12 protein-coding genes are annotated in these 14,693 nt (G+C 69.0%); 7 read left to right on the top strand and 5 right to left on the bottom strand.

Features of this window, described 5'->3' with window-relative positions; translation table 11 throughout:
• Positions 1 to 702 carry an ArsR/SmtB family transcription factor gene (locus EPO51_RS27670; protein WP_293357442.1) on the top strand — a complete coding sequence of 234 codons (702 nt, stop codon included), beginning with the start codon at positions 1 to 3 and terminating at the stop codon, positions 700 to 702.
• A 103-nt stretch (positions 703 to 805) separates the two neighbouring features.
• Here EPO51_RS27670 and EPO51_RS27665 read toward each other — a convergent pair whose 3' ends face one another.
• The 4 genes from EPO51_RS27665 to EPO51_RS27650 all read right to left on the bottom strand — a co-directional run bounded on the left by EPO51_RS27665 (position 806) and on the right by EPO51_RS27650 (position 3,794).
• The gene (locus tag EPO51_RS27665) at positions 806 to 1,237 is read right to left on the bottom strand and encodes a DUF1810 domain-containing protein (RefSeq protein ID WP_293357441.1); all 432 of its coding nucleotides are present in this window, start codon (positions 1,235 to 1,237) and stop codon (positions 806 to 808) included.
• 59 nt (positions 1,238 to 1,296) lie between these two features.
• Positions 1,297 to 1,884, bottom strand: coding sequence for a hypothetical protein (locus EPO51_RS27660; RefSeq protein ID WP_293357440.1), 588 nt, complete (start codon positions 1,882 to 1,884; stop codon positions 1,297 to 1,299).
• 187 nt (positions 1,885 to 2,071) lie between these two features.
• On the bottom strand, positions 2,072 to 2,287 hold the full coding sequence (locus tag EPO51_RS27655) for a hypothetical protein (protein WP_293357439.1): 216 nt from the start codon (positions 2,285 to 2,287) through the stop codon (positions 2,072 to 2,074).
• A 67-nt stretch (positions 2,288 to 2,354) separates the two neighbouring features.
• The gene (locus EPO51_RS27650) at positions 2,355 to 3,794 is read right to left on the bottom strand and encodes a Gfo/Idh/MocA family protein (protein ID WP_293357438.1); all 1,440 of its coding nucleotides are present in this window, start codon (positions 3,792 to 3,794) and stop codon (positions 2,355 to 2,357) included.
• A 205-nt stretch (positions 3,795 to 3,999) separates the two neighbouring features.
• On the opposite strand from EPO51_RS27650, the gene EPO51_RS27645 reads away from it, so the two are divergent.
• The 6 genes from EPO51_RS27645 to EPO51_RS27620 all read left to right on the top strand — a co-directional run bounded on the left by EPO51_RS27645 (position 4,000) and on the right by EPO51_RS27620 (position 11,941).
• Positions 4,000 to 5,592 (top strand): flavin monoamine oxidase family protein, encoded by a 1,593-nt coding sequence (locus EPO51_RS27645; RefSeq protein ID WP_293357437.1) that lies wholly within the window; start codon positions 4,000 to 4,002, stop codon positions 5,590 to 5,592.
• A 2-nt stretch (positions 5,593 to 5,594) separates the two neighbouring features.
• Positions 5,595 to 6,008 (top strand): c-type cytochrome, encoded by a 414-nt coding sequence (locus EPO51_RS27640; protein WP_293357436.1) that lies wholly within the window; start codon positions 5,595 to 5,597, stop codon positions 6,006 to 6,008.
• A gap of 119 nt (positions 6,009 to 6,127) precedes the next feature.
• Positions 6,128 to 6,535, top strand: coding sequence for a Zn-ribbon domain-containing OB-fold protein (locus EPO51_RS27635; RefSeq protein WP_293357435.1), 408 nt, complete (start codon positions 6,128 to 6,130; stop codon positions 6,533 to 6,535).
• 5 nt (positions 6,536 to 6,540) lie between these two features.
• Positions 6,541 to 7,701 (top strand): thiolase C-terminal domain-containing protein, encoded by a 1,161-nt coding sequence (locus EPO51_RS27630; protein ID WP_293357433.1) that lies wholly within the window; start codon positions 6,541 to 6,543, stop codon positions 7,699 to 7,701.
• A gap of 269 nt (positions 7,702 to 7,970) precedes the next feature.
• Entirely contained in the window at positions 7,971 to 10,484 is a 2,514-nt protein-coding gene (locus EPO51_RS27625; protein ID WP_293357431.1) for a TonB-dependent receptor, read from the top strand.
• 20 nt (positions 10,485 to 10,504) lie between these two features.
• A complete protein-coding gene (locus EPO51_RS27620) occupies positions 10,505 to 11,941 on the top strand; it encodes a CehA/McbA family metallohydrolase (protein WP_293357429.1) in 1,437 nt (478 codons plus the stop codon).
• Here the strand turns inward: EPO51_RS27620 and EPO51_RS27615 are convergent.
• Positions 11,938 to 14,433 (bottom strand): ATP-binding protein, encoded by a 2,496-nt coding sequence (locus tag EPO51_RS27615; RefSeq protein ID WP_293357427.1) that lies wholly within the window; start codon positions 14,431 to 14,433, stop codon positions 11,938 to 11,940. The two genes, EPO51_RS27620 and EPO51_RS27615, sit on opposite strands and share 4 nt — an antisense overlap.
• Between the last annotated feature and the right edge of the window lie 260 nt (positions 14,434 to 14,693).

The following is a 14,693-nucleotide window of genomic DNA, read 5'->3' as shown; positions in this document are numbered from 1 at the left end:
ATGAAACTGGGCCCCGACATCACCCGTATCGCCGCCCTGCTGGGCGACCCGGCGCGGGCCAACATATTGTCGGCGCTGATGGGCGGCCAGGCGCTGACCGCCGGGGAACTGGCCCGGGAAGGCGGGGTGACGCCGCAGACCGCCAGCGCCCACCTGGCCAAGCTGGAGGCCGGCGGCCTGCTGACGCGGCGCCGTCAGGGCCGTCACAACTACTTCGTCCTGGCCGGGCACGAGGTCGCCGCGGTGATGGAGCAGCTGGCCCTGCTGGCCGGCCGCGCAGGGCACATGCGCACGCGCCCCGGCCCCAGGGACCCGGCCCTGCGCAGGGCCCGCGTCTGCTACGACCACCTCGCCGGCGACGCGGGCGTGGCCATGCTGGACGCGCTGGTCGCCCAGGGCCGCATCGCCGACGCGGCCGGCTCGCTGGTGTTGACCGAGGCTGGCCGCGCCTTCGCCCGCGACTTCGGCGTGACGCTGGACGAGAGCGGCCGGCGGCCGCTGTGCAAGGCCTGCCTCGACTGGAGCGTGCGACGCAACCACCTGGCCGGCGTGATGGGCGCGGGCCTGCTCACCCGCATCTACGCCCTCGGCTGGGCGCGGCGCCTCGACGGCACGCGCGTCGTGGCCTTCAGCGCGCCGGGCCTGCACAGCTTCGAACAGACCTTCGGCCCCGTGGGCGGCGTAGAACAGGCGGCGGCTTAACGATCAGGCCGCGGCGCGCCAGCGCCGGGGGATTCGACCACGAACCACACGAACCACACGAACGGGTCAAGGCAGCGCCTGCGGCGCGCTGGGCCTTCGACGGTTAGCGCCGCAGCGCCGCCATCGTCCGCGGATCGGGCTCGCCGCCGTAGTAGCGGTCCAACGCCGCCAGGAACTCAGCGTTGTCCGCCGTGGCCTCGGCGAAGAGGGTCAGGCAGGAGCCCAGCTTCAAGTCGTCGGGACTGCCCATGATCTCGTGCGCGGTCCTGCCCCGAACCGCGTTGACCGCATCAACGCAGGCCCGCAGGCGCGGCCCCAGCACCGGGTGCTCCAGATAGGCCGCAGCCTCGTCCAGGCCGGCGATCGCGTACCGCTGGGCCATCGCGCTGGAGCCCAGCCCCGCCAGCTGCGGGAAGACGAACCACATCCAGTGGGTGCGCTTGGCGCCGGCGGTGAGCTCGGCGAGCGCACGCTCGTAGACGGTGATCCCGCCCGCCGGCGCATCCTGGGCGTCGAGGAACCGCTGGAGGTCCATGGGCGCAACCTAGCATCCCACGCGCGGCGGCGTCCCCCGCGCGTGGGATGGACCTGGCGCTACCAGAGTTCGCTGTAGGACCAGCCGGCGCCGGGCTGGAGCTGGGCCACTTCGGACCAGAGGCCGTCGCCTTCGGGATCGGCGTACACGGTCTGCTCGAAGCGGCCATCGTCCAGCTCGGTCTTGATCACCAGGCCGTTCGACAGGGCGTAGCTCTCGCCAGGCTCGATCTCCTCGCGCTCCAGGCGGCCGTCGCGCTCGACTTCGCTGACCGAGACGATCCGGCCCAGGTCGTCGAATACGAAGACGTACTGATCGGCGCCCGCCGCGGTCGTCAGCGGCGGCGTGGTCTCGGCGGGCTCGCCGCGCAGGCGGGCCAGCACGCCTGGGTCCAGGGCGCCCTCGCCCTCGGCGATCTCAGTCCAGTAGCCGTCGCCGTCGGCGTCGCCATAGACGGTCCACTCCTGCTCGCGGCCGTCCAGTTCGGTCCTGACCACCAGGCCGTCGGTCAGGCGATAGCTCTCGTCCTTCTCGATCCGCTCATGGTCGAGCCGCCCGTCGCGTTCGACCTCGGCGACGGAGGTCACGACGCCGTCGTCGGCGAAGGTGAAGACATAGCGGTCGGGCGTGCTGGCGGAACGGGACATGGGGATCTCCTGCAAGGTTGGCGCGCCGCCCGCCTGACCGGCCGACGACGACGCCAAGCTGCCCGGCCGACCTCAAGGCCGCGTCGCGCGAACATTTGAAGTCGCCCATGTTCTCAACCAGCGTTCCCACGCGACGCCGCCTGGACGGGTGGCGCCAGGGGGCTGAGGAGCCGGTGTCGCCGCGCGGCTAGTGCTGGTGCTGGTGTTCGGGCTGGGCGGGCTTGGTCTCGCCCGGCTTCGCCTCGCCGTGTTTGTGGGCCGCGGCCTTGTCCTTCATCTTGTCGCAGCACTCCATCTTCTTCTCGCCGTCCTTGCAGCAGCAGCACTCTTCGGCGGCTAGGGCGGCGCCGCCGACGAAGGTCAGGGCGAGGGCGAAGATGGCCGATTTGGCGAACGAGCTCATGGGTGTGTCCTTCATGGCTGGGCTTCTGAGGACTCTACGCACGGCGCGCGCCGGGCCCCTCGGATAATTACAGCTCCCAGCCCTTGCGGTAGACGCGACTGAGGTACTGGTTGGCGTCGGCGACGTTGGTGACGCGGCTGGCCGCCCCGTCGTACTCGATGGCCTGGTCGGCGCGCAGCGCGACGACGCCCAGGATCATGGTCTCGTTCAGCGGGACCGCATATTCGAACGGAGAGGAGATCTTCTCCTCGCCGCGGATGGCGCGGATCCAGTTCATCTCGTGGCCGCCCATGCCGCCCGTGATGCGGGGCAAGGTCTGCGGGATGCGAGCCGCCTTCTCGGACAGCCCCTCGCCGATGAGCGTCGGCTTCTGACCGTAGGTCTCGTGCATCAGCATGCCCTTGGACCCGACGAAGAGGACGCCGCCGTCCGGGCTCATCTTGAGGTCGGCGGGGAAACCCTTGGGCGTGGGCGGCAGGATGCCGCCGTCGTACCAGGTCATGTGGATGGGGCCACCCTTGGCCTTGCCGAACTCGTAGTGGGTGACGCTGGCGAGCGGATAGCCGGTGAGCTCGGCCGGGCGCTTGGAGTCCCAGAGGCTGGCGCCACCCGGCCAGCGCGAGTGGCGGGTCTCGATCCGGGTGGGCAGGCCGGGCTCCAGCGCCCAGACCGGGAAGTCGATCAGGTGGGCGCCCATGTCGCCCAGCGCGCCGGTGCCGAACGGGACCCAGCCGCGCCAGTTGAAGTGCGCGTAGTCGGGGTGATAGCCCCAATCGACGTCGGCCGGGCCCAGCCAGGTCTGCCAGTCGAGTCCGGTGGGCGCGGGGACGGCCTGCGGCCGAGGCACGCCCTGCGGCCACACCGGCCGGTTGGTCCAGACATGGACCTCCGCGACCTTGCCGATCAGCCCGCCGCGGATCAACTCCACCACGCGGCGACCGTCGTCGCCGGAATGGCCCTGGTTGCCCATCTGGGTGATCAGGCCGGGGTTCTTCCGCGCCAGGTCCAGGAGGAGGCGGCCCTCTTGGACCGTGTAGGTCAGCGGCTTCTGCACATAGACGTGGATGCCGCGCTCCATGGCCATGCGGGCGGCCACGGCGTGGTGATGGTCGGGCGTGGCGATAACGACGGCGTCGATGTCCTTCTGCGCGTCGAACATCTTGCGGTAGTCGCCGAACTTCGCGGCCTTGTCGTAGGCCTCCTTCAGCGGCTGGCGGTCCGGGATCATCTTGAACTGGCTGTCCAGCAGCGAGCGGTTGACCTTGCCGTAGTCGACGTCGGTCATGGCCACGATGTTCTGGCCGGTGAGCTTGGCCATGTTGGCGGCGCCCTGGCCGCCGGCCCCGATCACCGCGACATTGACCCTGTCGCTCGGACCCAGCTTCCGCGCGCCGAACGCGGGCCCGGCCAGCGCGCCGGCCGCCATCCCCGTCGCCGCCCCCAGGAGGCCGCGGCGCGAGATCCCCCGCTGCGCCACGCTGCGGTCGTCCGCGCGATATCCAGACATGTCCGTCCCCGTGGTTTCTGATTTGGCGGCATCTGGCCTGCCGTCCGGCCGGCTTGCAAGGGCTCCGGCGCCCACGCGCTAGACACTCGCCGCCCATTTCTGCGCAGGCCGCGCAATTCTGGGGGTCGGGCGGCGGACGCCCCCTCCCCTTCGCGCCGTGGCTTTGTAGGCCGGGGCGACAAGACGGCGGAATTGAGGGGCAGACATGGATTCGGGACGGCGGACGCCGACGCGGCGGCAGTTGCTGAACGCCATCGGGCTGATGGGCGGGACGGCGGCGGTCTATCAGATGATGACCACCTTCGGGCACGCGGCCGAGACCCGCTTCCCCGGCCCGCCGAAGCTGGAGGGCGCGCGCAAGGGCTCCACCGTGATCGTGCTGGGGGCCGGCCTGGCGGGGATGCTGGCGGCCTACGAGCTGGAGAAGGCCGGCTACAAGGTGCAGATCCTGGAGTACCAGAACCGCCCCGGCGGCCGGAACTGGTCGATCTACGGCGGCGACAAGATCACGGAGATGGGCGGGGCGACCCAGAACGTGGGCTTCGCGAAGGGCAACTATCTGAACCCCGGCCCGTGGCGGATCCCGCACCACCACAAGACCCTGCTGCACTACTGCAAGGCGTTCGGCGTGGCGCTGGAACCCTTCATCCAGTTCAACCACAACACCTATGTCCACAACGTCGACGCGTTCGGGGGCCAACCGCAGCGGTTCCGCTCGCTGGCCGCGGACTTCGAGGGCAACATCGCCGAGCTGCTGGGCAAGGCCATCGACCAGAAGGCGCTGGACGCCAAGCTGACGCCCGAGGACACCGACCGCCTCAAGGAGGCGTTGCGCGGCTGGGGCATGCTCGACAAGGACATGCGCTATGTGAAGGGCATGGCGTCTTCGAGCCATCGTGGCTTCGAGCTGCCGCCCGGCGGCGGCGTCAACGGCGCGCCCAAACCCTCGGACCTGTTGCCGTTCGACCAGGTGCTGAGATCGGGCATCGCGGCGAACATGTCGTTCTTCATGAACGACGAGTTCCAGACCACGATGTTCCAGCCGGTGGGCGGGATGGGCAAGATCGGCGAGGGCTTCGCCCGCCAGGTCGGGCGGCTGGTCACCTACAACGCCAAGGTCACCAAGCTCTTCCAGGACAAGAGCGGGGTGTCGGTGACCTATACCGACACGGTGAAGGGCGTGGCGACCACGGCCAAGGCCGACTACTGCGTCTGCACCATCCCGCTGACGGTGCTGAGCCAGATCGAGAGCAACCTGTCGGAGAAGAAGCAGGCCGCCATCGCCGCCGTGCCGTACTCCAACTCGGTGAAGATCGGGCTGGAGATGCGCCGGCGGTTCTGGGAGGAGGACCAGGACATCTTCGGCGGCCACTCCTTCACCAGCCAGGAGATCGGCCTGATCTCGTATCCCAACAACAACTTCTTCCAGGATGGGCCAGCGGTGCTGCTGGGCGCGTTCGCCGGGGGGCCGGGCGGCTACCGGCTGGGCGGGATGACGCCCGAGCAGCGGATCGAGGTCGCCCTGGCGCAGGGTTCGGTCTTCCACCCGCAGCAATACCGCAAGGAGTTCATGAACGGGGCCTCGGTGGCCTGGAACCGCGTCCCCTGGGTGATGGGCTGCTGCGCGCGGTGGAACGAGGACACGCGGCGCGAGCACTACCAGGAGCTGGTCGCGCTGGAGGATCGCATCGTGCTGGCCGGCGAGCACGCGTCCTACGTCGGCTGCTGGATGGAGGGCTCGCTGCTCTCCGCCCTGGACGCCATCACCCGCCTGCACAAACGCGCGCTGGAGGCCTGAGCATGACGTCGCACCGCTTCTTCCTGGGCGCCCTCGCCGCCCTGGCCCTCACGGCCGCCCCGGCCTTCGCCGACGAGCCCGGCCCCGGAGGCTCCAAGCCGCCGGTGGCGAAGACCGGCGAGGAGGTCTATCGGACCTATTGCCAGGCCTGCCACATGGCCGACGCCAAGGGCGCGGTAGGCGCGGGCGCCTTCCCGGCCCTGGCCAGCAATCCCCGGCTGGGGACAACCGGCTACGCCGCCTACATCGTGGCGAATGGCAAGGGCGGCATGCCCTGGTTCAAGGATGCGCTGAGCAAGGCGCAGGCCCAGGCGCTCCTCACCTACCTGCGCACGCACTTCGGCAACGACTACAAGGAGCCCGTCACCGCCGCCGACGTCGAGGCGTTCGGGCAGACGCCGACCAGCCGCTTCTAGGGTCACGCTGCGGGATCCCGTTCGGCGCGTGACAAGCGCCGCGGTCTCGTCTTTGCTGGCGCGCGCCTGCTATTTCGCACGCCAAAACAGACCGAGATTTCGAAGGGACGGATTTCAGTATGCCTCCACGTATGTTGCCGGAGCCGACTCCGGAGACGCGCCATTTCTGGGACGGGTGCAGGGACGGCGAGCTTCGCCTGCAGCGCTGCACCGCCTGCGCCGAGAGCTACTTCCCGCCGCGCCCCTTCTGCCCGAAGTGCGGGAGCCGTGACGTGGAGGTCTACAAGGCGTCGGGCACGGGCGTGCTCTGGTCCTACGTCATCAACCAGCGGCCACGGCCCGACATGGGAACCGAGCCCTACGCCATCGCGGTGGTGAAGCTGGCCGAGGGGCCGACCATGATGACCAACATCGTGGACTGTCCGCAGACGCCCGAGGCGCTGCAATTGGACATGCCGCTCAAGGTCGCGTTCGCCAAGCAGAGCGACGAGATCACGCTTCCCCTGTTCGCGCCGGCGGGAGCTTGAGCCACATGAAGCCGAAATCAGTCGCCGTGGTCGGCGCCGCCGAGACCACGAAGATGGGCAAGATCCCGGATGTCTCCGTGATCGGCCTGCACGCCGACGCCGCCCTGAACGCCATGGCCGACGCGGGCCTGAAGCCGTCGGACATCGACGGCGTCGCCACCGCCGGGATCAGCCCCGTCGAGCTGGCGCACTACCTGGGAATCACACCGACCTACGCCGACGGCACCAGCGTCGGCGGGTGCTCGTTCATGCTGCACGTCCGCCATGCGGCGGCGGCGATCAACGCCGGACTGGCCACCACCATCCTGATCACCCACGGCGAGAGCGGGCGGTCGCGGGTAGGCTCCAGCGGGTTCGGCCGGGCGCCGTCCAGCCTGATGGGGCAATTCGAGATGCCCTATGGCGTGGCCGGGCCGCCGACCATGTTCACGATCCCCGTGCTCCGCTACCTGAAGACCTATGGCCTGAAGCCCGAGGACATGGCGCCGGTGGCGACCATCCAACGGGAGTGGGCGGCGAAAAACCCGCGCGCCAGCTTCAAGGACCCGCTGAGCGTCGACGACGTCATGAACGCCGACATGATCGCCTGGCCCTTCACCAAGCTGATGTGCTGCCTGGTCACCGACGGCGGCGGGGCGCTGATCCTGACGTCGGCCGAGCGGGCCAAGGACTTCCCCCAGAAGCCGGTCTACGTGCTGGGCACGGGCGAGAGCGTCGAGACGCCGATGGTCAGCCAGATGGAGGACTTCACCTCGTCCAAGGCGTTCCGGGTTTCGGGGAAGAAGGCGTTCGAGACGGCGGGTATCGGCCACGCCGACATCGACCACCTGATGATCTACGACGCCTTCGCCCACCTGCCGCTGTACGGCCTGGAGGACCTGGGCTTCTGCAAGCCGGGCGAGGCGGCCGGGTTCATCCGCGAGCGCAACACCGCGCCCCCCAAGGATGGAAAAGGGGGCGGCAGGCTGCCGCTCAACACCAACGGCGGCGGGCTCAGCTACATGCACTCCGGGATGTACGGCATGTACGCCCTGCAGGAGAGCGTCCGGCAGATGCGCGGGATCGCACCGGCCCAGGTGGACGGCGCGAAGATCAGCGTCTGCCACGGCGTCGGCGGGATGTTCGCGGCCTCCGGCACCATCATCTTCTCGAACGACGCGCCCTAGGGCCGCTTCGACGTAGATCGCCTGACAAGGGCGGGCGCGACCGACGAATCCACGGTCGCGCCTCGCGCCTTGACGCGTCGTCGACTGCGGAGGGATGCCAGGCGAGAGGCCGGCCCCGCCCCCTCATTTGGCATCCTCGTATCAAAATTAGCATGGCTGAATATTTCCATTCTCCACGCAGCATGGATTGCATATTCCATCATCCTGTCATGTAATCGATAACAGGGGAGCCTAAGAGAGCTCCTTTGAATGCTCCCAGGGGGATCTCGATGAAGCCAGTTCTCTTCGCTGCGGCCGCCGTATCGGCCCTGGCCTGCGCCCTTCCCGCCTTCGCGGCGGATGCGGACGCCCCCTCCACGGTCGAGGAGCTGGTGGTCACCGGCCGGGCCGGGACCGAGGGACAGAAGAAGGTCGAGGCCTCGTACGCCATCACGACCGTCTCGGAAGAGAAGATCCGCATGCAGTCCCCGCCCAGCGTGGCCGAGGTGCTGAAGAATGTGCCCGGCCTGTGGGTGGAAGCCTCGGGCGGCGTCGGCGGCGCCAACATCCGCGCCCGCGGCATCCCGATCGAGGGCTTCGCGGCCATCGCCCTGCAGGAAGACGGCCTGCCCGTGCAGCACGACGGCGGCCTGGGCTTCCTCAACACCGACTTCTCGTTCCGGATGGACGAGACCGTGAACCGCGTCGAGGTCGTGCGCGGCGGCCCGTCCTCGATCTTCGCCTCCTACGCGCCGGGCGGCACGATCAACTTCATCACCCGCAAGGGCTCGGACCAGTTCGAAGGCCTCGCCAAGGCGGAGATCGGCGACTGGGGCTACTGGCGCGGCGACGCCTGGGTCGGCGGTCCCGTCGCCGGGTTCCGCGTGGGCCTGGGCGGCTTCTACCGTTCGGACGACGGCGTCCGTGACCCGGGCTTCAAGGGCAACGAGGGCGGCCAGGTGCGGTTCTCGGTCGGCCGCGACTTTGAAGGCGGCTCCATCGACCTGAACGTCAAGCACATCGACGACAACACCATCTTCTACCTGCCGGTGCCGCTGACCTTCAATTCCCACGGCGGCACCGCCGAGATCCCGGGCTTCGACGCCAACTACGGCACGCTCGCCGGCCCGGAGACCAGCAAGCTCGTCTTCCGCACCAACCGTGGCCCCTTCGACTTCGACCAGACCAAGGGCTCGGACATCAAGCTGACCCAGTACACGGTCCAGGGGACACTTGAGTTCGCCGGCTGGGAGATCAAGGAAGGCTTCCGCTACCGGACCAGCGACTTCACCCGCTCGGCCCTGTTCCCGAACACGCCCGAAGCGGCCTCGGTGCGGATCGCCCGCGACGTGGCCCGCGGCGCCTCGCTCGGCGTCGTCAGCGGTAGGCTGACCTACGTCAACGGCGGCCAGGCGTTCGACGTGGCCAACCAGAACGGCCAGGGCCTGGTGATGGACGCGGCGATGCGCACCCAGGACATCACCCTGGACGAGGTGATCAACGACCTGCGCTTCCAGCGCCGGTTCGAGGTCGGCGGCCAGAGCCACGACGTGGCGTTCGGCATCTATTACGCCAACGCCGAGGAGACCTTCTTCCAGGCCGGATCCAGCGTGCTGATCGACGTGCGCGACAACGCCCGGCTGCTGAACCTGCAAGGCGTGAACGCGGCAGGCCAGGTGGTGGCCAACTTCACCGAGAACGGGTTCTCGCGCTACGGCACCCAGTTCAACAACGCCGAGGGCAAGTCCGACACCTGGGCGCTCTACGCGGCCGACGAATGGCAGATCACCGACAAGCTGCGCGTCGACTTCGGCGCCCGCTGGGAGCACATCAAGCTCTCGGGCCGCAACGAGGGCAGCTCGACGATCAACCTCAACCAGACGACCAGCTTCGCCGACGACCAGGCGATCAGCGGCAACGGGGTCTTCACGCCGCTGGACCGCAAGTTCGACGACTGGGGCGGCTCGGTGGCCGTGAACTACCAGTTCAACCCCGACGTGGGCGCCTATGCCCGCTACACCAAGGGTTTCCGCCTGCCGTCGCTGGGCGACTTCATCACCAACCCGACGAACACCGCGCCGCGGTCCTCGACCAGCGACCTCTACGAGGCGGGCATCAAGGTCGATCGGCCGATGTTCTCGGTCTACCTCACCGGGTTCCTGACGAAGTTCGACAGCCAGAGCTTCAGCGAGACCGTCTTCGACCTGGCGACCAACAGCTTCATCAGCCGCACCGAGTTCGCCTCCACCGAGACCTACGGCTTCGAGCTGGAAGGCCAGATGCGGCCGACCGAGTGGTTCGACATGACCGTGCAGGCCACCCTGCAGGACCCGCACCTGGGCAAGTTCATCTTCAACGAGCGGGTCGCCAAAGTGGGCGGCGCCTGTCCGCTGCCGTCGGACGTGACCACGGCGGGTTCGGACTGCCTGCGGGCGCGCGACTTCACCGACCACACCATCACCCGCACGCCGAAGGTCAGCTTCCGGGCCACGCCGGGGGTGAACCTGCTGGACGGCAAGCTGCGCGCCGAGCTGGACCTGCAGTACTTCGGCAAGCGGTTCTCGGACCTGGCCAACACCCTGACCATCCCGGACTACTTCCTGCTGAACGCCCAGGTCCGGTACAATGTCACCGACGCCGTCACGATCTACGGCTACGCCACGAACCTGACCAACGAGATCGGGCTGACCGAGGGCAATCCTCGCGCCGGCCAGTTCATCTCCGGCGAGGTCGGCTCCAAGTACTACCTCGCCCGGCCCGAGCTCGGCCGGACCTTCAAGGCCGCCATCCTCTACCGCTTCTGATGCGGGCGGCTCTCGCTTCGATGATCGCGAGCGCGGTGGCTTCGGCCGCCGCGCTCGTCGCGTTTCCGGCCGCCGCCGAGACCCTGACGCTCACCGGGGTCATGACCGGCGCCGACCACCAGACCTATCGCGAGGTCCCGTTCCGCGTGCCGGCCGGCACCACCTCGGTCAGCGTCGAGTTCGCCTACACCGGCAAGGACCAGAAGTCGGTGATCGACCTGGGCGTCCGCGACCCGCAGCGGTTCCGGGGCTGGAGCGGCGGCAACAAGGCGAAGTTCACGATCACCGACACCTGGGCCACGCCGTCCTACCTGCCCGGCCCGCTGCCGGCTGGGGAATGGAAGCTGATCCTGGGCGTTCCGAACCTGCGCAAAGACGGCCGGGCCGACTACACCGCCAGGATCACCCAGGACCGCGCCGCGGTGTTCCACGGCTTCGCGGACGCGCCGCTGAAGTCCGGGCCGGGCTGGTACCGCGGCGACCTGCATATGCACACCCAGCATTCGGACGGGTCGTGCGCCTCGCACACCGGCAAGCGCATCCCCTGCCCGCTATTCAGGAGCCTGGAGGCGGCCTCGGCGCGCGGCCTCGATTTCGTGGCCGTGACCGACCACAACACCCCGGCCCACTTCCAGGACCTGGCCGAGTTGCAGCCCTACTACGACGACCTGCTGCTGATCCCCGGCCGCGAGGTCACCACCTTCCACGGCCACGCCAACGTCTTCGGCGTCACAGCCCCGCTGGACTTCCAGCTCGGCGGCCCGCGCGCGCCCGACCTGAACAGGATCCTGGACCAGGTGGAGGCGGCGAAGGGCGTCATCTCGCTGAATCATCCCGGCCAGCCGTCGGGCGAGACCTGCATGGGCTGCGGCTGGACGGCGAAGACCGACTTCGCCCGCATTCCCGCCATCGAGGCGATCAACGGGATCAACAGTTCCGGCCCGCTGTCGGGCATCCCGTTCTGGACCCAGCGCCTGAACGACGGCTTCCACGTCACCGCGGTCGGCGGCTCGGACAACCACGACGCCAGCCTGACCGGCCTGCGCGGCGTGGGGGCGCCCACCACCGTCGTCCACGCCGAGAACCTCAGCCAGGACGCCATCCTGGACGGCATCCGCAAGGGGCGGGTCTTCATCGACACCCAAGGGACGAAGGATCGGCTGCTGGACGTGACGGTCCGCGCGGGCGGCAGGTCGGCCACGATGGGCGAGACTCTGGCCTACGGCGCGGCGAAGACCGTCGAGGTCGAGATCCACGTCGTGGGCGCGGCGGGCGGGGACATCACGGTCCCCAGCGGCGCCGTCGACAACCTGTGGCCCGACCGCAAGCCGCTTGCCGCCGACGAGACCCGGACATTGAGCGTCGACGTCACCCGGGCCAAGTGGCTGCGGGTCGAGGTGCGCGGCCCGGACGGCAAGCTCTGGCTGCTGGGTAACCCGGTGTACTTGAGACCCTAGGCCGCCGCCTCTTCGCCGCGGGCTTCGCTCTCGGCCATGGCGTGGATGATGGCTTCGATCAGGGCGTCGGCGCGGATGGGCTTGGAGAGGTGCTGGTCGGCGCCGGCCTCGAAGCTGGCCTTCATGTGCTCGTCCAGGGCGTTGGCGGTCAGCATGATCACCGGGGTGCGCGGCAGACCCTGCTCGCGCTCCCAAACGCGGAGCTGGAGGGTGGCCGAGAGGCCGTCCAGCTCGGGCATCTGCATGTCCATCAGCACCACGTCGAACCGCTCGGTGCGCAGGGCCTCCAGGGCCAGGGCCCCGTTCTCGACGATCACCGGGTCGATGCCGACCGAGTCCAGCACGAGTTGGACCACCTTCTGGTTGGTGGGATGGTCCTCGGCCAGGAGGACGCGGGCGCCGGCGATGTCGAAGCCTTCGAAGGGATTGTCGTCGACCTCCTCGGCCTCGCCCTCGACGCGTTCGAGAGGAACCTGGACCGAGAACGTGGAGCCGCGGCCGGGCTCGGACGCGACCTCGATGGACCCGCCCATCAGCTCGACCAGCGAGCGGCTGATGGCCAGGCCCAGGCCCGTGCCGCCGAACCGGCGGCGGATCGAGGCGTCCGCCTGTTCGAAGCGGCGGAACAGGCGCGCGCGCACCTCCTCGTCAAAGCCGATGCCGCTGTCGGCCACGGTGAAGCCCACGGTCCCGCCCGCGGCGTCCACCTCGAGGCGGACCTCGCCGGCCTCGGTGAATTTCACGGCGTTGGAGAGCAGGTTCGACAGCACCTGAGTCAGGCGCACCGTGTCGCCGGCGAACCGGCGGTCGGCCTCGGGCGCCACCGACCAGGAGAAGTCGAGGCCCTTGGTCTCGGCGGAGGCGCGATGCAGCTCTGCGATCCGGCTGACCAGGGTCGACATCGCGAACTCGTCGCGGGCCAGCTTGATCTCGCCCGCCTCGATCTTCGAGAAGTCGAGGATGTCGGTGAGCACGCGTTCCAGCAGCCGGCCGGACGAGACGATCAGCTCGGCCAGCTCCTTGCCCTTGGGCGTCTCCTGCTGGCGCGACAGGGTCTCCGAGATGGCGATCACCCCGTTGAGGGGCGTGCGCAGCTCGTGGCTCATGTTGGCCAGGAAGCGGGACTTCTCGGCGTTGGCCCGCTCCAGCTGGGCCGTGCGCTCTCGCACCCGGTCCTCCAGGGAAGCCATCGCGACCTCGGCCTTGCCGCGCTCGGCGCTGAGGGCGCGGGCCAGGACGCCGATCTCGTCGTTGCGGCGCTCCTCGACGCCGACGTCGGGCCGCTTGGCCTCGTCGGCCTCGCAGGAATCCGCGAGCCGCTGCAGCGGCCAGGTGATGGTCCGCCGCGCCAGATAGACGACCAGCAGGGTCTGCAGCGCCGTCGCCAACGCCCCCAGGCCCAGCACCCACGACGCCGACTTCGCCGCCGACGCGGCGACCGACGCCTTGGGATAGGTCAGCATCATGTACCAGTCCGGGCCCGCCAGGCGGCCATACGCCACGATCTGGTTGCCGTCCGGGCTGGTGATCACGCCGTCGGGACGGCCGGTCTTGTTGATGGCGGCGACCAGGGCCTTGAGGCCCAGGCGGCGCTCGTAGTCGGCGACGGTCTTCTCGGCCGCCTTTCCCGGCACGGTGAAGCCCGGGTAGGCGATCATCTCGCCCTTGGCGGTGACCAGCAGGGTCGAGGCGCCCGGCAGCGAGGTCTTGACCGCGTTCGCCAGGAAGCCGGTCAATTCGATCGAGGAGCCGAAGGCCCCGACCTGGCGGCCGTTGACATCGGCCGGCGTCAGGCAGGCCGTGGCCAGTCGCTCGCCCACCTCGTCCTGGATCAGCCGCTGCAGGTTGGTGCAGCGGGTCACGCGGGCGGGGTCGTTCTTCGGGCTCGTCAGGCTCGACATCTCCTCCTTGGAGATATCGAGGTCGGCCGGCGCCTCATGGCGGTAGAACATCAGCTTGTCCGGCCGGTCGGGGCCGAACAGCACCAGCCGCGTCTGCGGCGGCACGAAGAAATAGAAGTTGTCGTAATCCTTGCGGGCGGCCTGGCCGAAGTTGGCCACCAGCTCGAACGAGGCCACCAGGGCCCGCTTCTCATCTCGGGTCAGCTCGTCGGCGCGCCCGATCAGCGCGCCCATGCCATAGATGTACTGGCCATCCTGCATCGTGCCGTCGAAGTACCGGTCGCGGCTGCGGCGCGTGCCGTCGGGGCGGACCGGGAAATAGATGTCCGCCAGGCGGTCGACCTCGGCGTCGGACAGGCGGTTCATCCGCCGCTCCAGCTCCTCGCCGGCGGCCTTGTGCAGCGCCGCCAGGTTCGAAAACCGGCGCTCGACGTTGCTGGAGCGCTCGCGGACATAGTCCTCGAGGTAGCCGATCTGACGATTCGACAGCTCGCGCTGGAAGACCACGAAGGCCCCCAGGGTGCTGAAGATCGTCACGACCAGCGTCATGATGCCGACGCTGACCAGGAACCGGCGGGAGAGGGATTTCATCGAACGTGGAACCTGTACCTCACCTTCGTTTTGAACCTGGTTCGTTGAAGTCGGGTAAAGGCTGGAAAATCCGACACCTATGGTGAAGCTGGGCCATGGCGGGCGGCTGTCGCCGGAGGAATCCGCATCGGGTCCATATGCCGCGGGCGCAGGCTGATCCGGCGGCCCCAAACGGCCTCGCCACCGACCTCATCTCCGCTTGGGTCCCCCGGTCCGCCCTGGCAGGCGGCCGTGGGATGACGAGTGTGTTTGGCCGGGGC

Origin of the sequence: Phenylobacterium sp. (assembly GCF_004297125.1) — a bacterium.
GTDB lineage: Bacteria > Pseudomonadota > Alphaproteobacteria > Caulobacterales > Caulobacteraceae > Phenylobacterium.
Note: the sequence above shows the minus strand (reverse complement) of the source record. Positions and strands in the feature narration are given on the sequence as shown.